This window comes from Nitrosomonas sp. (genome assembly GCF_024282095.1).
Lineage (GTDB): Bacteria > Pseudomonadota > Gammaproteobacteria > Burkholderiales > Nitrosomonadaceae > Nitrosomonas.
On sequence record NZ_JAMWZS010000044.1, the window covers coordinates 1 to 22,228 of the forward strand.

At 47.3% G+C, this 22,228-nt stretch carries 21 protein-coding genes and 1 pseudogene; 15 read left to right on the plus strand and 7 right to left on the minus strand.

Translation table 11 applies throughout. The annotated features are described in order from the left end of the window. Positions 1–17: 17 nt before the first annotated feature. From Q0K92_RS13095 to Q0K92_RS11240, 4 genes are all read left to right on the plus strand, one after another. On the plus strand, positions 18–140 hold the full coding sequence (locus tag Q0K92_RS13095; protein ID WP_366084365.1) for a hypothetical protein: 123 nt from the start codon (positions 18–20) through the stop codon (positions 138–140). Between the two features lie 374 nt (positions 141–514). Then, a complete protein-coding gene (locus tag Q0K92_RS11230) occupies positions 515–733 on the plus strand; it encodes a hypothetical protein (protein WP_297325893.1) in 219 nt (72 codons plus the stop codon). Positions 734–862: 129 nt separating this feature from the next. Continuing rightward, entirely contained in the window at positions 863–2,935 is a 2,073-nt protein-coding gene (locus tag Q0K92_RS11235; protein ID WP_297325894.1) for a S8 family serine peptidase, read from the plus strand. 52 nt (positions 2,936–2,987) lie between these two features. Beyond that, complete coding sequence (locus tag Q0K92_RS11240) at positions 2,988–3,965, plus strand: hypothetical protein (protein ID WP_297325895.1); 978 nt, start codon at positions 2,988–2,990, stop codon at positions 3,963–3,965. Positions 3,966–4,060: 95 nt separating this feature from the next. On the opposite strand, the gene Q0K92_RS11245 is transcribed toward Q0K92_RS11240, so the two are convergent. The 6 genes from Q0K92_RS11245 to Q0K92_RS11270 form a co-directional block, all read right to left on the minus strand. Continuing rightward, positions 4,061–6,271, minus strand: a complete 2,211-nt coding sequence (locus tag Q0K92_RS11245; protein WP_297325896.1) for a hypothetical protein — start codon at positions 6,269–6,271, stop codon at positions 4,061–4,063. A 165-nt stretch (positions 6,272–6,436) separates the two neighbouring features. Then, positions 6,437–8,827, minus strand: coding sequence for a TonB-dependent siderophore receptor (locus tag Q0K92_RS11250; RefSeq protein ID WP_297325897.1), 2,391 nt, complete (start codon positions 8,825–8,827; stop codon positions 6,437–6,439). Positions 8,828–9,157: 330 nt separating this feature from the next. After that, positions 9,158–9,382, minus strand: coding sequence for a (2Fe-2S)-binding protein (locus Q0K92_RS11255; protein WP_297325898.1), 225 nt, complete (start codon positions 9,380–9,382; stop codon positions 9,158–9,160). A gap of 398 nt (positions 9,383–9,780) precedes the next feature. Continuing rightward, positions 9,781–10,200 carry a biopolymer transporter ExbD gene (locus tag Q0K92_RS11260; protein WP_297325899.1) on the minus strand — a complete coding sequence of 140 codons (420 nt, stop codon included), beginning with the start codon at positions 10,198–10,200 and terminating at the stop codon, positions 9,781–9,783. Next, positions 10,200–10,964 carry a MotA/TolQ/ExbB proton channel family protein gene (locus Q0K92_RS11265; RefSeq protein ID WP_297325900.1) on the minus strand — a complete coding sequence of 255 codons (765 nt, stop codon included), beginning with the start codon at positions 10,962–10,964 and terminating at the stop codon, positions 10,200–10,202. The genes Q0K92_RS11260 and Q0K92_RS11265 overlap by 1 nt, the downstream gene beginning before the upstream one ends. 3 nt (positions 10,965–10,967) lie before the next feature. Next, the gene (locus Q0K92_RS11270) at positions 10,968–11,681 is read right to left on the minus strand and encodes an energy transducer TonB (RefSeq protein WP_297325901.1); all 714 of its coding nucleotides are present in this window, start codon (positions 11,679–11,681) and stop codon (positions 10,968–10,970) included. Between the two features lie 265 nt (positions 11,682–11,946). Here Q0K92_RS11270 and Q0K92_RS11275 point away from each other — a divergent pair, with 265 nt between their 5' ends. The 10 genes and pseudogenes from Q0K92_RS11275 to Q0K92_RS11310 all read left to right on the plus strand — a co-directional run bounded on the left by Q0K92_RS11275 (position 11,947) and on the right by Q0K92_RS11310 (position 20,667). Then, entirely contained in the window at positions 11,947–12,363 is a 417-nt protein-coding gene (locus Q0K92_RS11275; RefSeq protein WP_297325902.1) for an RDD family protein, read from the plus strand. Between the two features lie 193 nt (positions 12,364–12,556). Next, positions 12,557–13,486, plus strand: coding sequence for a GGDEF domain-containing protein (locus Q0K92_RS11280; protein WP_297325903.1), 930 nt, complete (start codon positions 12,557–12,559; stop codon positions 13,484–13,486). A gap of 187 nt (positions 13,487–13,673) precedes the next feature. Beyond that, entirely contained in the window at positions 13,674–15,974 is a 2,301-nt protein-coding gene (locus Q0K92_RS11285) for a DNA translocase FtsK (RefSeq protein WP_297325904.1), read from the plus strand. A gap of 63 nt (positions 15,975–16,037) precedes the next feature. Further along, positions 16,038–16,664 carry an outer membrane lipoprotein chaperone LolA gene (gene lolA, locus Q0K92_RS11290; protein ID WP_297325905.1) on the plus strand — a complete coding sequence of 209 codons (627 nt, stop codon included), beginning with the start codon at positions 16,038–16,040 and terminating at the stop codon, positions 16,662–16,664. Continuing rightward, a complete protein-coding gene (locus tag Q0K92_RS11295) occupies positions 16,648–17,976 on the plus strand; it encodes a replication-associated recombination protein A (RefSeq protein ID WP_297325906.1) in 1,329 nt (442 codons plus the stop codon). The genes lolA and Q0K92_RS11295 overlap by 17 nt, the downstream gene beginning before the upstream one ends. Before the next feature lie 36 nt (positions 17,977–18,012). Continuing rightward, positions 18,013–18,252: a hypothetical protein gene (locus tag Q0K92_RS13100; protein ID WP_366084357.1), complete on the plus strand. Its 240-nt coding sequence runs from the start codon at positions 18,013–18,015 to the stop codon at positions 18,250–18,252. Between the two features lie 45 nt (positions 18,253–18,297). After that, positions 18,298–18,690: a hypothetical protein gene (locus Q0K92_RS13105; RefSeq protein WP_366084359.1), complete on the plus strand. Its 393-nt coding sequence runs from the start codon at positions 18,298–18,300 to the stop codon at positions 18,688–18,690. Positions 18,691–18,757: 67 nt separating this feature from the next. Beyond that, the gene (locus Q0K92_RS13110) at positions 18,758–18,934 is read left to right on the plus strand and encodes an aminoacyl--tRNA ligase-related protein (protein ID WP_366084361.1); all 177 of its coding nucleotides are present in this window, start codon (positions 18,758–18,760) and stop codon (positions 18,932–18,934) included. Between the two features lie 5 nt (positions 18,935–18,939). After that, a pseudogene (locus tag Q0K92_RS11305) lies at positions 18,940–19,940 on the plus strand (serine--tRNA ligase); the annotation flags it as partial. Positions 19,941–19,980: 40 nt separating this feature from the next. After that, complete coding sequence (locus tag Q0K92_RS11310; protein WP_297325907.1) at positions 19,981–20,667, plus strand: DUF6781 family protein; 687 nt, start codon at positions 19,981–19,983, stop codon at positions 20,665–20,667. A 148-nt stretch (positions 20,668–20,815) separates the two neighbouring features. On the opposite strand, the gene Q0K92_RS11315 is transcribed toward Q0K92_RS11310, so the two are convergent. Further along, on the minus strand, positions 20,816–21,703 hold the full coding sequence (locus Q0K92_RS11315; RefSeq protein ID WP_297325908.1) for a recombination-associated protein RdgC: 888 nt from the start codon (positions 21,701–21,703) through the stop codon (positions 20,816–20,818). A 46-nt stretch (positions 21,704–21,749) separates the two neighbouring features. On the opposite strand from Q0K92_RS11315, the gene Q0K92_RS11320 reads away from it, so the two are divergent. Continuing rightward, positions 21,750–22,088 carry a DUF2007 domain-containing protein gene (locus Q0K92_RS11320; protein ID WP_297325909.1) on the plus strand — a complete coding sequence of 113 codons (339 nt, stop codon included), beginning with the start codon at positions 21,750–21,752 and terminating at the stop codon, positions 22,086–22,088. The last annotated feature ends 140 nt before the right edge of the window (positions 22,089–22,228 follow it).

The window sequence follows — 22,228 nt, forward strand, 5'->3', positions numbered from 1 at the left end:
ACTGCGCCGATCGGCGCATTCAGCTTTCCCGTTTCATTAACTTCTACAATACCGTAAAGCCCCATAAGAGTTTGAATCATGCAACCCCTTATGAAATACTCAACGCTTATTTTAATCAACCTCTCTGTAAACAACCCTGAGATTTCTTACAGACTAGGCATATTGAAAACAAAACATGCCGCTGCAAAAATCTTGGGAAAGCAGTCATCACTACCCGCTGTACCGGAATATCTGCCATCACGTGAGAAAACTCACCTCAAAACAACTTCACAATGCATTACATTGCAGTATCATAAATAAATAGCCATACAAATTTACGCTACATAGCAACTAAAGCGTATATTGATAATAGATGGGAAGAGAGGTTTCATAATGCCTATATTGAAACTTGCGGCTGACCCTCAGGCAATCTGGTCAGGAACAGCCAATACCCGGAAATCGGATGCTGACTGCGCATCTCAGAAGTCTTCCGATCGTACAGAAGTGATTCATTCTATAAGTGACAGGATAGATTATGACTGAGTTCTTCAGCAGCGGAAAGAAACCTTACACCAAGCGCACCGATGCTTTGGTGGCAGCAGATTTATCCCGCAATTATGCCAATGATGGTAATGCACGACTGGGGACACTGATTGCCTTGAACGTTACCCCGGAGAATCGCCAAGCTACAGCTAGCGCAAAACCGCTGACGCCGGAGCAGCGTCAAGCGTGCGGGGAAGACGTCTATCCATGACTTGCGTAAGAGGAAGCAGATACAAGCATTCTCATCATCGTACCGAGAGGTGAACACACACGATAATTTTTAGGTTTACAACCAGCCCTACCAACATAACTCAATTTCTTAACGCCAGGAGAACCCATCATGCCGAAAATTTATTATGGAACCAAAAATGAGCCTGCTTTTGAACTTGAACAAAGTGATAATTTGATCGTCGTGCGTACCCGTAGCGGAAAATCGCTGACCCGTTCGGTGGGCTCCGTGGCGCAGCCGATTTCTGCCGAATTGAGTGATGGTGCGCTGGTGGTATCTTATCCGGAAGTCGGCGTGGAGGTGTACCGGGTTCCGACAGGTCGTCATGACAGATCGATGAATGATCGCAAAGCGGCGCTGCGTGCTGCGCCGGATGTGCAGTTTGCCGGGGGTGTGCTGGTTGATCCGACATCCAAACAACCGGTGCTGTATACCGAAAACATTTTTATCAAATTCATCGATACCGCCGATTCCGATGAATGCGTTGAAATCATTCGTAATGCCGGGCTGACGGTCAAATCACAGCTGGATTACGCCACCAATGCGTATTTTCTCGAAGCGCCTGCCGGCACCGGTCAGAAAGTATTTGATATTGCCAACAATCTATTGAAGCTTGATAAGGTTGAATACTGCCACCCGGAATTGATTCGCCCACGCGCGCGCAAACAGATTTTTCCGCAACAATGGCATCTGAAAAAAACCGCCATCAATGGCTTGACGGTGGATGCCAGTGCCAATGTCGCTGCCGCGCATGAAATTACACAAGGCGAAGGCGTGACGATCGCTGTGATCGACGATGGCGTGGATATTGATCATCCCGAGTTTTCCGGCACAGGTAAGATCGTAGCGCCGCGCGATGCCACATTGCAAATTAATGATCCACGCCCGAAGGATCTTTTCAGCAATCACGGCACGGCGTGTGCCGGAGTGGCATGCGCCAATGGTGCCGATGGCGCATCCGGCGTCGCACCCAAAGCGCGTCTGATTCCCATCCGTCTGGCTTCGGGTCTGGGTTCACAGCAGGAGGCCGATGCCTTCAAATGGGCGGCGGATAATGGTGCCGATGTCATTTCGTGCAGTTGGGGACCGGATGATGGAGAATGGTGGAATAAGAATGATCCTGTGCATCGCGAAAAGGTGCAACTCCCCGCCAGTACGCGCCTGGCAATGGATTATGTCACGCAAAAAGGCCGCAACGGCAAAGGCTGCGTCATTCTATTTGCAGCCGGTAATGGCAATGAATCTATTGAAAATGATGGTTACGCCAGCCATGACAAAGTCATCGCCGTAACTGCCTGCAATGACCGCGGCACCCGCAGTGTGTATAGCGATTTCGGCAAAGCGGCGTGGTGCGCATTCCCCAGCAGCGATTTCGGTCATGCACCTTTTAGTCACCCCGATCCGCTCACCACCGGCATTTGGACCACCGACCGGGTAGGCAGAGCGGGCTACAACCCGGATGAGCAAGGTCATGCCGCCGGTGACTCAGCGTTCAACTACACCAACAGTTTTGGCGGTACTTCCAGCTCGTGCCCTGGCGCAGCCGGGGTCGCTGCCTTGGTATTGGCGGTGAATCCGGATTTGAAATGGCAGGAAGTCAAAGCGTTGTTCAAACGCGCTTGCGACAAAATCGACCCGCAAGGCGGTGATTACAACACCGCTGGGCATAGCCCCAAGTATGGCTATGGCCGGTTAAACGCGCGCACTGCGGTTGAATTGGCCAAACCGCAACCCCAAAATGCGGTGACGGTCAGCCGCCGTTTTGATGCGCCTATTCCGGACATGCAAAGCGTTTCATATACGCTCGAAGTCGCTGACGATCTACCGGTAGAATCTTTGTCCGTCAGCGTAGACATCCTGCACACGTACATCGGTGATTTGATCATTACCTTGCTGCCGCCTGCGGAAACCGGCGTTGGCACAATCGTATTGCGCTCCCGCGCCGGCGGTTCCACCAAAAACCTGAAGCAGACATTCGACGCATTCACGACGCCGGCACTGGCCAAATTTTCCGGTAAGCAATGTAAAGGAACCTGGACATTGCAGATCCAGGATGTTGCCGCACAGGATTTTGGCACGCTGGTGTCATTCGGCATCAACTTGGTATTTGCACGATCAGATCGGGTTGTGCCCGCCCCGGAAACCAAAAAAGCCAAAGCAGGCAAGAAGAAGGGCTCTAAATAAACGTTCTTTACAGGCTTACCCAGGTACTTATTGAAAAGGCGAGGTAACAAAAATGGATCTTACAACGTGGTTGGACGTGGCAATCGGCCTCACTCTAGTGTATCTGGGTGTTAGCTTATTCGTCACCGTCATTAATGAATATATCGCTCAAATGTTCAATTTGCGCGGGCGGCAGCTGCATGACGATCTGCAGAAACTGATCGACGACAAAACCATTAAACACACATTAGTGCAGCACCCGGCATTTGCATCTTTATTTAACAATCACCCCGGCAAAGCCGGTTCCTATGTAGATTCGAAGATTCTAGGGCAGTTGATCGTAGGCAGTCTCTCCACTGCAGCTGCGGCAAATAACGCGGTCAGCCCAAATAATGCAGCAAGCCAGGTTGCACAGATTATCGGCGTCATCAATCAGTTACCTCATTCAATATTAAAAACGCAGCTGCAAAGTATTGCCCGAACTGCGGGCGATAAAACAGAAGACTTGGTTACGGCAGTGAGCGATTGGATGGATCGTTCTCTCACCATGATGGGCGGAAATTATAAACGCAGATTACAAACCATCAGCTTTGGAGTCGGTTTGGTAATCACAGTGATGTTGAATATCAATACCATCACACTGACCGAGCGCCTGTATCATGACAAAGAATTACGGAATGCAACCGCTGCGATGGCTGTTCAGGTAACTGAACGTATCAATAAGGAAACGTTTGAGAAATGCCGGTCGTCCAGCACTGCTTTACAAGATCCTGCTTGTATCGAAGTAAAAAGATTAACTGATGTCACTCAGAACCTGGGCAAATTACCGATCGGTTGGCCTGATACCTCCCTATCATCAACTCAAACATCACACTCAGATTCGCACAAAATCCTATTCTGGGGAGAAAGGATGCTGGGATGGTTCCTCACGGCATTGGCGGTATCACTTGGCGCTCCATTTTGGTTTGATCTGCTCAATAAAGCCGTAAGTATTCGCCACGGTATGCGTAAACCGGTGACCGGTACAGCTGAAAAAACTGAAAAAGCTTAGCAGGGCTTGTTGACGCCTGGATAAATAATCATGCCTTACCGCAAAGAAACTTTACGGTAAGGCAATTTTTTAACTACTGAAAATATTACAGATTACTAAATCAACTCATTCTCGTATGCTGCAATGATCTCGACAATAGTCGACCGTGCAGCTACCGCCTTGGAAGAATCACCAGCTGCAGTGGCTTCTTTCAAGTCTTGCAATGCATTTTCCATCTCCACACGCTGTTGTGAATTTAAGCGCAACTCCAAGTCAGGCAGCAAGATGTTCGCATATAAAGATACTCTCTCAGCTGCAACAATGGCCTGATTCCGATCAACACCAAATGTCGATGCAATTAACTGGATGTTTCTGTTTAATTGACCGATAACTCCCTTGCTCATTTCACTCATGATTTCATTGGCAACGATATTGGTCAGATCACCCGTCAATTGAGTTTTGATGCGATTGCTGCCTGCCGGATTGTCCTGTGCAATAAATACATCAACAGTACGATAGAAAAACTCGGCTTCAACCTGTTCTTTCCGGGCTGCATCAACGTCTCCATCCCGATTCGTAATCAGTTCACCAACTTCACCTAATACGCCGCCGATCAAGAAGCTTCTAACCAATGGAATAATGACATTTTCCCGTGCCAGCGCAATATTGACCCGGTCATCCGCATTTGCTTTGTTCAAAGCCTGCCGTCCATTCACAAATGCCAGCGTGATTTGATCATCTAAGTTCGGATTGCTTCCAGTTTCAAACGTTTGTTTATCCGCCGTCAGCACTTTATTTTCCTTGGCTGCAGTGCCAGTGACCGCGACAAAAGCCGAATGCGCCCTGTCCCATTCCAGCGCCAGTTCATCCGTTGTCAAGTTGTCAAAATTATCGACCACCAAGGTGACTCGATCATAAATACCAATCGCAAAGACCCGTTGCAATGACTTGTCTATCATTTCTGCAGCTAATGAAACCTCGTTTCCATTCCTGATCGATTCAATAGCAGCCAGAATATCTTGGTCAATCGTCAATCCGTATATTTGATCAATGAATTGCGTTATTTGCAGCAATTCTCCGGAATATGCGGCAGCAATCGCTCCTGCATCAATCGGATCTTGTTCGATCAGATCACTGATTGTCTGGAATCTTGAAACAGCATTGTCAACAAGCGCTGTGTTGCTTGAAACGTCGTATTCAACCAACTTAAGTTCATTCTCGTAGCTGTCAAAAATCGCTGTTATTGCAGCTTGTGCTGCTGCGGATTTTGCAGTGTCATCTGCTTTAACTGCACTATTCAGATCATTGAGCGCGGTTTCCAGATTGCCACGTACAGTTGCGCCTAAGCGTAACTCAAGATCAGGCATGAAGATCTTGGCAAATTCCACTGTTCCCGAAGCCTCCGCCATTCTTCCTATACGATTTTCGGCTGTTGCAATGTTAGTCATTTCACCTCGTGATCGACCAAGCATCCCTTTGTTTAACGCGCTAACGATATCGTCTGCTACAAGATCTGAGCCATCGCCTGTCAATCGAGCTTTAATGAGCGCATTACCTACGGGATTATCGCGCGCAACCAAGGATTCAATAGTGCGATAAAAAACTTCCCCTTCTTTGAGTTCCTTGCGCATCTCTTCTACATCCGTATTTCTACTTACCATAGCACCCGCTACTTCGCGTAAAACCGCGTTGTAATAAGCCCGGGCTAGTGATGATATTCTTGTAACGTAACGCTCCACAGCGACAACACCAGCATCTTCTTCCGGATTGTTTTTATTCAGCGCCGCTCTAATTCGCGCAACCGATTCATTAAACGCAACATCCGCCGCCGGATTGCTACCTTCCACGATAGATTGTTTATCCGCGCTCAGCACTTGATTGGCTCTTGCAACATTTGCCGAAATCGCTTGAAAAGATGCCACCATTTCATCCAACATCCGAACTAATTCCGAAGAGGTTGCAGACTCGAATTGATTGCGTATATCTGCCATTCGGTTAAAAACAACTTGATAAAAAACACGCTGCAAAGTCTTGTCGACTACTTGTCCCGCTAAACTTGGCTCATTTCCATCTTTGATCTCTTCAATCGCAACCAGAATATCGCTGTCCAATTTGAGCTTATTGGCCGTATCAACTTCCTGCACAAGTGTCTGCAACGCACCTGCATAAGCAGTGGCAATGGCATCCCCGTTAATAGGCGTCTCTCTCCGCAACGTTCCAATCGTCTGGTATGCAGTCACAGCAGCCTGGATTGTTTGGACATTGGCGAGATCTGCAGCAAATGCGCCCGTACCACCCATACCGAATACAATAATCACCAAACTCATAGACAACAGCTTACTCATTGAAGCTACGAGTCTTTTTATTAAAAACATTCTAAGAAACTCCTTTAAATAATTAATTAACAATTATGAGAAACACAATGATAATCATTATTATTTGCATAAGCAACACAATTATATGTACTTATTGTTACTTAGGCTTGTTAGATGTTAGAAATTGGCAATTAAGGAAGCCCTAATTGCAAGTGGCGAGCCGGGAGTGATATTAAAATCGTTCTGCGCTGCAGCAAAATACTTGGTATCAAATAAATTCTCAAAATTCAACTGAGCACGAACCTGCTTCGTTATTTGTGCGAACAATGCGGCATCGACCCTCGTAAAATCAGGCAATATGACTCTATTGGTTACAGAGGAAAACATATCACCCCGATAAATCACACCGAATGCCGCACCGAGGCGAGGGGTAAAATCATATCGACTCCACACCGAAAATGTATGACGAGGAAGCTCTCCTACCGATGCACCTTTTTTCGCAATACCAAATATGTCGTCGGTAAGCTCACCCACTTGGTAGGCATAGCCCCCCATCACACTCCAGTTTGCAGTCAATTGACCATTGAGGCCCACTTCGATGCCTTTGGTGCGTTGACCTTTGGACAAGAAAGCTTCTCTTCCTCTGATTGAATTGATTACATTGGTGCGATCCAATTGATAAGCAGCGACTGTGAAAGCCAAATCAGGGCGCATATCCCATTTGACCCCCACTTCCAGCGTTGTGAATTTCTCCGGCTTAAGCGTAGCGATAGTTGTATTTAGTGATACCAGCTGATCACCGGCGCGCGGAACATAAGCCTGACTGTAGCTAGCATAAAATGAAACAGGTTCAATGGGTTTATAGATCAAACCGAAGCGCGGTGCAATCAAGTCATCACTGGTCTTCAAGTGATCTCTTGGGCCATTCTTCTGCCGGTAATCCACTTCAAACAAATCATAACGTACACCGACAATTGCCTGAAGCTGAGGTATCAATTCAATCTGGTCTTGAATATAGAGTGAAGTGATATTAACGATGCTGCGATTGAGCGCATCGAGATCCCCGCCACTATCCCTATTCCTAAAAGTAATCGGAATATTTGTGATTGGGTTACTTAAAGGAACAGGCAAGCTCGTGGCAGCCGGGTCATTTCTAAATAAACCTACTTCCCTTCTGTTGTGCGTTTCTTGACGACCTATTTCTATACCCGCCATCAGCGTATGCGAAATTGGTCCGGTATTTAAGGAGTACAGTAAATTCGTTTGATTGAAAACATTCTCACGCGTTGTTGCATTGTTATAGGCGCCCAGCGATACTTGCCCACGATCAAGCCCACCATCTGCAAATAAATTTTGATAGAACTTGTCATAAGTTGCATAGTTCGTCCGGTTCTGCAACGTAACGCCGGAATCAAACTTATGTTCAATAAAGGAATTAAACGACAACACATCAATATTTGCGTTGCTACGCTTAGGATCGCCAAAGAATTGGGATCTGGATACATCTACGGGTCGACCATTAGCCGAAGTAATTCCGCGATCAGCGGTACGCTCATCATGAAATCGCTCCATGTTTGCGATAATTTTGGTGCGATGCGTCGGCTTAAGGGTCACTGTTGGAGAAACTCCGAGCCGTTCCATACTGACACCATCCCGAAAACTGCCTGCTTCCTCGTATAGGGCGTTCAAACGAATTGCAGCCATGTCATTAATCACATAACCGACGTCGGCTGTCATTCTTTTCTGATTGAAGGATCCCCCCTGGAAACTGAATTCCTTCGTAGGATTCCAATTGGCCTGTTTGGTTACGCGATTGACAACCCCACCCGAGCCGCCGCGACCGAAAATCATCCCATTGGCACCCTTAAGTACCTCGACGCGCTCAATATTGTAAAGATCACGATAATATTCGACATCATCGCGAATACCATCAGTAAAAAAATCCCCTGTTGAACGATTACCACGAAACACCAGTGCGTCACGATTGCCTTCGCCTTGTGAGACCCCGACACCCGGCACATAACGGACTGCGTCACCGAGACTGCGAATTGACTGATCTTTAATTAACTCATTGGTTATCACGGAAATGGACTGCGGCACATCGCGCAAGAGTGTATTGGTTTTGGTGGCTGTGCTTGTACTGACTGCCGCATACCGATTTGTATTACTGGCAGTGACTTGTATTGAGGGCAATGTCGTAACGGCAGGTTCAGCCGCTGCTGCAGGCACTTCGATTATGGTATAGCCATCGTCTCTTTGCAGCACTTGCATACCAGAACCCGCAAGCAACCGATCCAGCGCTGTCTTGATCTCGAAATCGCCTGCTAATCCTTGCGTTGTTTTTCCTTGCAGCTTTTCAGCATCAATGGCAAGTTTTATTCCCGCTTGCTGAGAAAATTGAGTCAGCGCATCGTACAAGGAACCAGCGGGGATACTGTAGGCTTTCACTGCCGCGGCAGTATTTAACGATTCCGCACTGCCAGAATGGGGCAAAAATAACGTTACTATGCTTAAACTAATCAATACCGCGTAAAAACATGCACTGCTAGCAAAACTACGGATAATCATAATGGGTTAGCGCAAAATTATTGATGCAACTGCTATTGAATCCTGAAGTAAACGATCATTTCCCGGCATTACACGATCAATAATAAAATACCCCTTAATGAAGCGGTTAAGCATCACAAAGAGGTTCGCGCTGAAAGAGATTCATCAACTTGATCACACCGGATTTTGATCGGTTAAGACACTATTGATATCAACAGAAGAATATTTTACGTAGAGTTTGGAGCAAGACACACAAGCTTTCGTTACTCTCCCAGCCACAATTACCATATTTACTATTTATTGCCAATTTGAATTCCATACTCCTATCCAACACCTGCGCCTGCCATCTCCTCAGGCTGCTGTCTCGCACATACAAGTTGATTGAGGAATGAAATTCTGTAATTGCGATTTCTGTGACAATGTTTCATCCAGCACCTGTTTGGCATGGCACGCACAAAGACCACACTGCTCCGTAACTCCCAAGCAAGCTTTTAAATCCCTCATCCGATCAGCCCCTTGATAGACGGCCTCACGCAATGCGCCTTCTGTTACTCCTTTGCAGATACATACATACATATTGAATACCTTAAATTTATATGTCAGATAAATTTAGTGCTAACAAAACAAAGATCAGATAATTATTAATAATGAGAATGATTCTTAATTATACCGATCTCTTGATAAAATGCAACTCAATCTATTGCCCTTTCAGACTAAATTTGCAAAACCTGAGCGCCATCATTACAGCAAGTACAATTGCACAAAGAAATGCATAGCCATTGCAGACTTATAACCTACTGGAACCATGACTATCCATCAGGAATTAAGCAAGTCATGAAAAAACGAGCAACTTATATCTAAAAAACTATTGGGTTAAACACAAGCGATGATGAATCAAAGGGGCTAACGAAGGCGGATTTTCATGCTTCCAAAAACGTGTGATGCGGTTATGCCATGAAAATAACCGGAGTGCCCTACTGTATCGACGGATCTGTTATAAAACCAATCCTCGTCATGCCGGCCTTAGCTGCAATACTCATGATCCGCGCCACATGCTCGTAATGTGCCAGCTTATCCGCACGAATATGTAATTCTGTTTCAGGCGCCTGAGCTACTTTCGCCGCAAAACGAGAGTCCAATTGCTGCAGTTCGGCAGGTTCACCATTCCAGAAAAGGCTACCATCGGCGCGAATAGCCAACTCGATATGTTCAGGCCGGGTAATGTTGGCGGTACTCTCAGCTTTGGGCAGGTCAATCTTCACAGAATGCGTCAGCAGTGGTGCTGTAATGATAAAAATGATTAACAAGACCAACATGACGTCCACCAGTGGCACCACATTAATTTCCGCCATAGGCGCCTGACGTCCACTGCCTTGCATGCTGCCAAACCCCATCATTGCCCCCTTTCAACAGCAATACTGTTAACTTCACTAACTGACGATGACGGCAGTGAAGCAGTGTGGGTTTGGTGATGATGGTGATGATCATCACCGACAGTAATCAATATGAACAGATCGTGCGCAAAAGCTTCCAGTCGCGCAAGCCAGATACGATTGCGACGCACAAAAGCGTTATAGGCAAGCACTGCAGGAATGGCCACCGCCAATCCCAATGCGGTCATGATCAGCGCTTCCCCGACAGGCCCCGCCACTTTGTCCAATGTGCCTTGTCCCGAAAGTCCGATCTGTATCAGTGCATGATAAATACCCCATACCGTTCCAAATAAACCGATATATGGCGCGGCCGAACCCGCAGAGGCAATCAGGGTGAGGCCATTCTCAACACGAGTTGCTTCCTGATCAATGCCATTGCGCAAAGTCCGTGTAAGAAATTCACTGGTACCGCCCGCTGCGGCCAGTTTATGTGAACTATGAACTTTAGAGTCGGCAGCAGCATCAATACCCAGCTTAGCAAGTTCTGCAAACGCATTATTCGGAGCAGTATCCCTAAACTCAACGTTAACCGCTTGTAAGGAATCAAAGCTCCAAAAATGTTTAAGAAAAGCCTCGGCCCGGCGTTTAGCAATTAAATTAGCGATACTTTTTGTAATAATCAGATACCAACTCGCAACTGAAAGTGATATCAATAACACCAACACGCTGATACCAACACTATCTATTTGGGCGAGGAAGTTCGAGAAACCAAGTCCTTTTTCCATTAATTAATTTCCTTGCAGTACAAAATTAAAAGGTTGTAAGGCAACCGCCCGAACTGGTTGACCGTTACGCAGCGACGGATTGCACTGCCAACTCTTTACCGCAGTTAATGCAGCTGTATCGAGACGCTCATAACCGCTGCTGTTTATCACCTTTGCGTTATCAATATGTCCATTTTCATCCAATTCCACCCGAAGTACCAATTTACCTTCTTCACCCATACGTCGGGAAATGGCAGGATAAGTAGGCGCAGTCAGTGTAGGACAAGAAACAGACAATTCTGCAGATAGCGTTACCGGCCCTGCCGGCATTTGTGCAGGCTGTGCATCAACCGTTGATCCGGACTCTTTCGCCTGCTCCACTACCGGTTCCGCAAATGGTTCTGGCAGTGATTCAACGTAGTCCTTCTTGGGAACTGCCGGTGACTTTGCCACGAGACGTTCTTGTTTTGGCTTTACCACAGGTTTCTTTGCCGGCTGCAGTTTAACTGGCGCAGGTTCGGGCAGCGCTTTAGGGGAAGTGTCCGCCACAGGTGCTGTAATCAATTCGGCAAATAATGTAACCACTTGTTCAGACGACGGAATTAAACGTTGATTCCATAACACATAAAACAACGCAGCGTGTACTATCAGCACGAACAAAAAACCAGGCAATGAGATCAGGCGCTGCTGCGATCCCAAGTACTCAATATTTTTCCGAGATAATGAATGTGAATGCATTGCAGAATAACGAATCCAGAAAAGTCTCTTACACTTAATTCAATAATTTAAAATAGACCCAACACGATACTTTGCTTTTAGTTTTTATGGGTGCTACATTACAAGTCGATGCCACGCGACTATGCTGTTATAAAATATACAGATACAGCAAAATGAGGCAATACTTGCTAAGCTAGTATAATAACGAAAACGATAATAATTATCAATCACTAAACTTGTAATTTTCAACATACAGTACCCAACCCCTTATTCATCTCAATCGGACATGACATACTCAATACCCGGATTCTGGCGGCGGATCATCTGCCTAATCTACGAATTTCTGCTTTTACTCGCCATTTTGTTTATCGCCAGTTTTATTTTTCACCTTATTTTCAGTGATACGCAGGCCACTTATTTCAGGCCACTATTTCAGTTCTATCTGCTTGTTATTATGGGATACTACTTCATTTGGTACTGGACGCACGGCGGACAAACACTGGCAATGCAGACCTGGAAGATGCGTCTTGTATCTGCAGATGGTGAGAAATTAACAAGAAAACAGGCTGCTGTACGTTATCTGTTCGCATTAATTGGCATTTTTTTCTTCGGCGTAGGAATTATCTGGGCGCTGTTTGATCGCGATCATCAATTCCTACATGATCGGCTTGCAGGAACGCGAATTATTCAAGTGGAAAATTAGATGCCTCCCAATAGTGCCTATGTAAAAAATTTAACTTTTTACTTAACAGAAATGTATAATAACCCTGTGGTTAGAAGCAGTACCGCAGAAAAGGCAACATGCGAGCCGTGCATATAAAGATCAGTTTTTTTGAACCGAACCGGCAAAATATAAACATCAGTTACATTTATATAACAATTACCAAGTTAAACATATGCGTAGCCAAATCTCAGCGGCAAACTACTTGAAGCTCTTACTCAGAGAATGTGCTATTCAAGCCAATGGTTTAATTATCCTGGCCGCAACACTCTTTATTTTTATCATCGATTTAAATCTGCCGCTGGGTGTTGCGGCTGGCGCGCCTTATGTATTAGTTGTATTTGCCAGCTTATGGGTCAGTGGCGTGCAATTTACCTACTTAGTCGCCAGTTTGGGAATCATATTTGCAATCGCTGGTTTCTTCTTATCACCCGGTATTGCAGCGCCGATGCATATTGTTTTTATTAATCGTGGACTTACTTTGCTATTAGTTATTTGTGCCGCGATTATGGTCACCAGGATCAAAAAAGCAAATATCGATATGTCTGCCATCATGACGCAAATATTTATTGATCCCCTCACCGGATATAAGAACAGATATGCGTTTGAAACCGAACTGGATACTGAAATATTGCGCAGCAAGCGATATAGCCGGAATTTATCCATCGCTATTATTGACATCGATCTCTTTAAGCTATTTTGTGACAACTATGACTACAGAAACAAGAACGATTATATAAAAAGAATTTCCCAAGAGATTAAATCCAATATCAGAGTAACAGATCTTTTTTACCGCATTGACATCAACGTATTCGCTATTTTGTTTCCTGAAACGGATTTAGCCGAGGCAAAAAAAGTCTGCGAGGCCATTCGAAAAAAAGTTTCTACTCGTCTGGATAAAAGTACAGAAAATAAAATTATAGTCAGCATAGGTATTGCCATACTTGATAGTGCTGATAACAAAATAGATTTATGTAAACGTGCAGAAGAAGCACTATTTATTTCAAAACGTAACGAAGGTAATCATGTTTCCACGTTGCCTGAAGTTGTTAATAAAGATAAGCCGCATATCGCAGCAATTCTATCGCGCTCAAGATCCGATTGATTTAATTCTGATTTTTCCAGAAAAAATATCATTCCTTTAGCTTGCTACCAACACAAATACCGCAGTACCCGTCACACGCAAATACAATAATAAAATGCATGTACGATGCATTGAAGAAATTATCCCGGATTCTCTTATATAATTCAGTGTATCCAATCAGACAAAACGGTAAGTTTCTGAGATACCTATGAATTTAATGAATAAACCAATGGCCAAGAAATCAAGTGGCCAATCATTCTCACCCAGAGTAGCCCGGCTGTTGCGTGAATCTGTCTGCCTAATTTTGACCGGGGCCGCACTCTATCTGATATTGATATTTTTTAGCTATGACCGCGGCGATGCCGGTTGGTCGCATAGCGGAGATCTTAATCCAGTTCAGAATGCGGGCGGGCATGCCGGCGCTTGGTTAGCGGATTTACTCCTGTTCTTATTCGGCGCATCTGCCTGGTGGTGGGTCGCATTCTTTCTTTCAGCAGTGGCCTGGAGTTACCGCCGCATTGATATTGTAGGAATTTTTGATCGGCATTCCCTGCTCCTCTCAGCAGGGGGGTTTTTATTGCTGCTGTCGGCCAGTAGCGGTCTTGAGTCACTGCGGTTTCACACCATCAATATCTCCCTGCCATTGATGCCGGGCGGCATGCTGGGAGATGCGATCAGCTACCATTTGTCGAAGATACTGGGTTTTACCGGCGCAACACTGACACTATTAATATTCATCGCCATCGGCTTCAGTCAATTCACAGGGCTATCATGGGTACGTTTCGTTGAGAAAATCGGTGAAAATATTGAGACTTTCCTACTCTTCATAAAAGAGACATGGGAAACGCGGCAAGATAAATTTGCAGGGATTATTGCATCACGCGTACGTGAAGAAATCGTTGAAAGCGAAAAAAAACGCATCGAGGAAACGCCGCAGCTGCATATTGAATTGCCGACCACGACCATTATCAAATCCCAGCGCATCGTCAAAGAAAAACAAACGCCTTTGTTCTCTGATTTACCCGACTCACCTCTGCCGCCTTTGCACCTACTGGATGAGCCGGAAAAAGATTTTGAAGTGTTATCCAAAGAAACGCTTGAATTCACATCACGCCTGATCGAACGCAAACTCAAGGAATTCGGTGTCGACGTCAAAGTTGTCGCCGCTTTCCCCGGCCCTGTGATCACACGCTATGAAATTGAACCGGCAGTGGGCGTCAAAGGCAATCAAGTGATCAATCTCGTTAAGGATTTGGCGCGTGCGTTATCGGTTGCCAGTATCCGGGTGGTCGAAACCATCCCGGGGAAAACCAGCATGGGGCTCGAGCTGCCGAATCCCAAACGACAAGTTGTCCGCTTACAGGAAATCCTCAGTTCGCAAGCTTATGCCGATTCCGCCTCCCCGCTCACCATTGCGCTGGGTAAAGATATCAGCGGCCGCCCGATTGTGTCCGATCTGGGAAAAATGCCCCACGCGCTGGTGGCCGGAACAACCGGCTCAGGAAAATCCGTGGCGATTAATGCCGTTATTTTGAGCCTCATCTATAAAGCTACCCCCGAACAAACTCGTCTCATTCTGATTGATCCCAAAATGCTGGAATTATCTGTGTACGAAGGTATTCCGCATCTGCTCACACCGGTTGTCACCGACATGCGCGAAGCCGCCAGTGCCTTGCGCTGGTGTGTCGCGGAAATGGAGCGTCGTTACAAACTGATGTCGGCGCTCGGTGTACGCAATCTCGGCGGATACAATCAAAAAATACAAGAAGCGATCAAAAAAGAAGAACCTGTGGTCAATCCATTCAGCCCGCCTGAAGAGCCACCGGAATACCTGGAAGAACTACCGCTCATCGTCGTGGTGATTGATGAACTCGCCGATTTAATGATGGTTGTGGGTAAAAAAGTTGAACATCTGATTGCCCGACTGGCGCAAAAAGCGCGTGCATCCGGCATCCATCTGCTATTGGCAACACAGCGCCCTTCAGTCGATGTGATTACCGGTCTGATTAAAGCGAATATTCCAACCCGCATCGCTTTCCAAGTATCCAGCAAAATCGATTCACGCACTATTCTCGACCAAATGGGCGCCGAAGCCTTGCTCGGCCAAGGCGACATGCTGTACCTACCACCGGGCAGCGGCTACCCGCAACGCATTCATGGCGCTTTTGTGGCCGATCACGAAGTCCACAAGGTGGTGGAATATCTCAAAGAGCATGGCGAGCCGTGCTATATCGAAGAAATTCTGAAAATTGATGACGATGAAAATGATGCCGGTAGCACGCTGGAAATAAAAAAATCGGCGGAAGGTGAAGCCGATCCGCTCTACGATGAAGCCGTCGCCATCGTCGTCAAAACCCGCCGCGCTTCGATCTCTTTGGTGCAAAGAAATTTACGTATCGGCTATAATCGCGCAGCACGGCTGATCGAAGAAATGGAACGCGCCGGTTTGGTTTCATCCATGCAAAGTAACGGCAACCGGGAAGTATTGGCGCCGTCACGCAGCGAATGATCAGATTCCCAAGTCAGACTTGCCATGCGTAGCGCATCACGACAACTTCATTACAGGAACATTATGGTTCGTTCAAACTGTGCCATTCTTTTGTTATGCCTCAGCAGTCTGATATCGGTAGGGGTTGAAGCGGCTGCCATCGACAGCCTCAAAGCCTTTATTCAGGAAACCCGCACGGTACGCGCCAATTTTTCACAAACACTGTACGACAAGAATGCCCGCATCCTGCAAGAATCAAGCGGCACCATGCAATTCGAGCGCCCGGAGAAATTTCGCTGGACCTATGAAAAACCCTATGAGCAATTGATCGTCGGCGATGGTACGCAGGTCTGGTTTTATGATCGCGACCTCAATCAAGTCACCATCCGTCAATTCAATATCGCCATTGGCAGCAGCCCGGCAGCGCTGCTCGCCGGCAGCAGCACCATCGAAGACAATTTTGTGCTGACTGAATTAGGTCTGCAAAACGACATCGAGTGGCTTGAAGCCATTCCCAAAAGCAAAGAAAGCACCTTCGAATTCATCCAGATGGGCTTCTCACCGGAAGGTGCACTTAAAATCATGGCCCTGCGCGATAGTTTCGGCCAAACCACAGTATTGTCATTCTCCGACTTGGACAAAAATCCCGCACTACCGGCTGATTTATTCAAATTCACACCTCCCGACAAGGCGGATGTCATCAGTGAATGATCCTGGTCTGTTTTCATCCAACCAGCCCAAAGTGCCATTGGCAGAACGATTACGCCCCAATCATCTAAACGATGTGATCGGGCAAAGCCACCTGCTTGGCACCGGAAAACCGCTACGATTGGCGTTTGAATCAGGCAAACCGCATTCGATGATTTTATGGGGTCCGCCGGGAACCGGAAAAACCACGCTGGCGCGCATCATGTCAACCGAGTTCAACAGCGAATTCATCGCCTTATCCGCGGTGTTGTCCGGCATCAAAGATATCCGCAATGCGATTGAACAAGCCCAATTGGTTTTGCAGCAAAACGGACGGCATACCATTCTTTTTGTTGACGAAGTGCATCGTTTCAACAAATCGCAACAAGATGCCTTCTTGCCGTATGTCGAACAAGGCTTGATCACTTTCATCGGCGCCACCACCGAGAATCCTTCGTTTGAAGTCAATAACGCGTTACTGTCACGCGCTCAGGTTTATGTGCTCACCGCTTTGTCGGAACAAGAATTGTCGCAATTATTTGAACGTGCACAAAAGCTGGCATTGGATAGTCTGCAATTCTCAGATGAAGCGCGGCAACTATTGATCGAATTCTCCGATGGCGATGCCAGACGTCTGTTGAACCTGCTGGAGCAAGTCAGCACCGCGGCTGCAACCAGTGCAACACCAAAAATCAGCAAGGACACTGTCCTCAATGCATTGTCACGCAATGCACGCAACTTTGACAAAGGCGGTGATGCGTTTTACGACCAGATTTCCGCCCTACACAAATCCGTGCGCGGCTCTTCACCGGATGCAACGCTCTACTGGCTGTGCCGCATGCTGGATGGCGGCGCCGATGCATTGTATATCGGTCGACGCTTGATCCGCATGGCAACCGAGGATATTGGCCTAGCCGATCCGCGCGCTTTGCGCCTGACGTTGGATGCCTGTGAAACCTATGAACGACTGGGCAGCCCGGAAGGCGAACTGGCGCTGGCACAAGCCGCTTTGTATCTGGCTTGCGCACCGAAAAGCAACGCCGCTTATCTGGCCTACAATAAAGCGCGTTCCTTTGTGGCACATGACAAGTCACGCCGCGTCCCCATCCATTTGCGCAATGCCCCCACGCAGTTGATGAAGGATATCGGCTATGGAGACGCTTACCGCTACGCGCATGATTGCCCGGAGGCCTATGCAGCAGGTGAAAATTATTTCCCGGATGACATGCCTGACGTCAGTTTTTATCAACCGACGGCTTACGGATTGGAACAAAAAATCAAGGAAAAACTGGCTTATTTGCGCAACTTAGACAAACAAGCCAAGCATAAAATATAAAATATCAATTTACACCGGCTATCTTGGAGTTTTTGCATGTTAGAAATTCAACAATTACGCACCGATTTGGATCATGTCACCCGACAGCTTGCCAAAAGAGGCTATGTCTTTCCTGTGGAAGCATTCAACGCCTTGGAGGCGGAACGTAAAATAATCCAAACGCAGACTCAGGAGCTGCAAGCACAGCGCAATGCAGCATCCAAACAAATCGGCCATGCCAAAAGCAAAGGTGAAGTCCCACAACGATCATGGCCGAAGTGGCGCCATATTGGGTAACGCACTGAAAAACAGGCTGAAACCCGGTGAACAATTCGAGTCAGCTTGCAGAAAATACTGCTCGAAGTCCCTAACCTGCCTCATGCCAGCGTGCCGGAAGGCAAAGATGAAACGCACAATGTGCAAATTCGCCACTGGGGTGAACCGCGATCATTTGATTTTGAAATTAGAGATCATGTCAGTATCGGCGAAGGTCTTGGGCTATTGGATTTTGAAACCGCGGCCAAACTCAGCGGCGCACGCTTCAGTTTGATGAAAGGTGGACTGGCCCGTTGCACCGCGCACTGGCTCAATTCATGCTGGATACGCGGTTACAGGAACACGGTTACACGGGAAACCTATGTGCCTTATCTGGTGAATCGCGATAGTTTGCGCGGCACCGGACGACTATGCCCATTCAAGAGGAAGATTTATTTGCGGTGCATGCCGGTGGCGTGACTTCGTCCGCCGCAAAATTCGCCTGAATTTCATCTCATTCCCGACTGCGGAAGTACCCATTACCAATATGGTGCGTGACGAAATCGTCCCGTTGCAATCGCTGCCGCTGAAATACGTTGCGCATACCCCTTGTTTTCGTTACCGAAGCCGGCAGCTATGGCCGGGATACGCGTCAGGGCTGATACGCCAGCACCAATTCAGCAAGGTTGAACTGGTGCATATTGTCACCCGATCAATCCTCTGAAGCACTGGAACAACTGGTTGGNAGATCATGTCAGTATCGGCGAAGGTCTTGGGCTATTGGATTTTGAAACCGCGGCCAAACTCAGCGGCGCACGCTTCAGCCTGATGAAAGGCGGACTGGCACGCCTGCACCGCGCATTGGCTCAATTCATGCTGGATACGCATACGCAGGAACACGGTTACACGGAAACCTATGTGCCTTATCTGGTAAATCGCGATAGCTTGCGCGGCACTGGACAACTGCCCAAGTTCGAGGAAGATTTATTTGCGGTTAACGCCGGTGGCGTGACTTCGTCCGCCGCGGGAAATTCACCTGAATTTCATCTCATTCCGACTGCGGAAGTACCCATTACCAATATGGTGCGTGACGAAATCGTCCCGTTGCAATCGCTGCCGCTGAAGTACGTTGCGCATACTCCCTGTTTTCGTTCCGAAGCCGGCAGCTATGGCCGGGATACGCGTGGGCTGATACGCCAACACCAATTCGACAAGGTTGAACTGGTGCATATTGTCCACCCCGATCAATCCTATGAAGCACTGGAACAACTGGTTGGCACCAATTCGACAAGGTTGAACTGGTGCATATTGTCCACCCCGATCAATCCTATGAAGCACTGGAACAACTGGTTGGTCATGCAGAAAAGATTCTACAGAAATTGGCACTGCCCTATCGCGTGATGGCACTGTGCACCGGTGACATGGGTTTCTCAGCGGCAAAAACCTACGACATTGAAGTCTGGCTGCCGGCGCAAAATACCTATCGGGAAATTTCCTCATGCAGCAATTGCGAAGCATTTCAGGCACGGCGCATGCAAGCACGCTTTCGTAATGACAATGGCAAGCCGACGTTGCTGCATACGCTAAACGGATCCGGATTGGCTGTGGGACGCACGCTGGTGGCGGTACTCGAGAATTATCAGAACGCGGACGGCAGTGTTTCTATCCCGGAAGTTTTACGACCTTATCTAAATGGCCTTGACCAGCTTAAGGGTATGGGAGGAAAATGAAAAATAAAACATTTCTTATTACTTTATAGGGCCGATCATCATGCACACTGAAAATACCAACAAGTCCGGCAATAACAGCGATATCGACACATTAGAAGCTGAAATTCGCGAAGCAGTCGCGCAAGGCTCGCATGTTCAGGAAACCGTCCACCGCCTGACGCTGAAAGCGATGAATGCACAACACATCGATCTGGAATCGTTGCGACGGATTATCATCGCCGTTATGCAAGGTGTACACGATGGCGCGGAACAGCGATTACAACAAGTAGCCAACCAGACTCAGGCAGCAAAATCACAAATCACTGAGGCAATCGCAGGATTAGATTCAGCATTGGCAGGTTTTGCCGAAGCCTCCAAACTCGCCGTTGAAGAAGCCGCGGGGCAGGCCAAAAAATTCTCTGAAAAGGAATTGACTCGCACGCGCTCTGACTTGGAAGGTTTGGAAAGCTTATTTCTGGATACACTGCATCATACCGCCACGACCGCGCAAGGATTGGTTGCCGATATTCTGCACGACCTCAGCCGCCATGCCCAGAATAACGGCACCGCAGTGGGTTCACAGTTGCAGGAAACACTAGCCATTTTTGCGCAGCAGATCGCTTCGGTTGGGCACGTACAATTGGAGACCGGCGCCAGTCTTGCGCATACGACTGCTGATTTTATTAGCAAAATTGCCAGTGGCCTGCTGGCTGGAATCAACGATCAGGCAAAAAATGGCAAGCACTGAGCGGCGGGACTCAACGACGCGTTGCAAAACATATTCAAGATTGCCGACACAGTGCAAAAACAGGCGGACAAGCATAGTTTAACGTGACAAATTAACATGTTACGTCTGTTTTAACACCCCCGCAGCACAGATCGTTTTTCAACGCCTGTCAATCGTGGTCCTCGCCACCTAAGGCTTCGACAATATCGGTGATCAGTTGGCTCAATTCGCCGGTCATGATGGCGAAATCGCTGGCAAACAACTCTTCCGTGCTCTCAGTGGATTCTTTCAGGATATCCTGGGGTGCAATGCGCCGCAACTGAAGATTGTCATGCAGCACAAATGAAATTTTGCTGTTCCAGGTCATCGCGAGCTTGATCACTTTCTTGCCTGCGCGGATATGCCGCGCCGTTTCATCGGCATCCAGCACATGATGGGTATATTTGACGGTCGCTTTCTCATCGTTCATGCCCTGCAGTTCACAATCACGATCAATCGTGAAGATGGACGACAAGTCATCGCCTGAGAGCCATCGCGTCATCGCTGATGAAGGCGAAATTTTCGTTTCCAGCGGCGCCAGCGTAAAACCATGCACCGATTTAATCAAAGCTTCAACGAATTCTTCGGCTTTATTGGCACTCGCCGTATCAATAATCAGCCGGTTCTTTACCGCATCGATCCAGGCATAGGTTTTGTGGCATTGTGTAAAGGCGCGCGGTAATAACTCGATGATCGTTGCTTCCTTAATATCGCGGATTTGTTTTTTACCCGGCTTGTAGCCTTGCATTTGCTCGATTTGCGTGATGCGGTTTTTGGCGTGCTGATTAATCACCCCGGCCGGCAATAATTTCTTCTCCACCCCCAAAGCAATCAACCATTGCTGACCATAGACATGGACAAAATTCTGCTGTTCCTCGCGCGGCACAACCCAGCCGCGGCTTTGCATTTCCATTTGCATGCACTGTTGCAAAGTGTGCTGTGAAAGTGCTTCTTCGAGACTATTCAGTGTTATATTTCCGCTGGTGATACGATAAGCTTGTAAATTTCTGAACCACATAATTTTACTCGATTAACTGATTGATTTATTTTGCAATCATGATTGTATGAAAAAGCTTTACTCTGCCAACAATCTGATGGAAGCGCAGATAGTACTTGATCTGCTTGAACACGCCTATATCCCGGCGCGAATTTTTAATCAATACGCACAAGGCGTCGCCGGAGAAATCCCCTTTACACACGCCTACCCGGAAGTTTGGGTGGTACGCGACGAAGACTTTGAGCGCGGTAAACACGTCATTGAAACCTACGAAAACACCCCAGTCCGAACCGGCAACGTGCATTGCCCGTCGTGCGGCGAGGAAAACCCGGAGAATTTTCAGCTATGTTGGAAATGCGGCAGCGGTCTGGAAATTGCCTTGTACCGAAAAAACGCTGCCGAGTAATGGCCACAACTGCTTTGCAAAAATAGCAATACACTTAATCAATCGTAGCAAGCCAAGCGAAAGTGCTAGGGTCTGTTGACAATTGAAGATAAGTATTTAATAGAAAGAGGCAAACTCGTAATATTGAGGTTCCTATACCA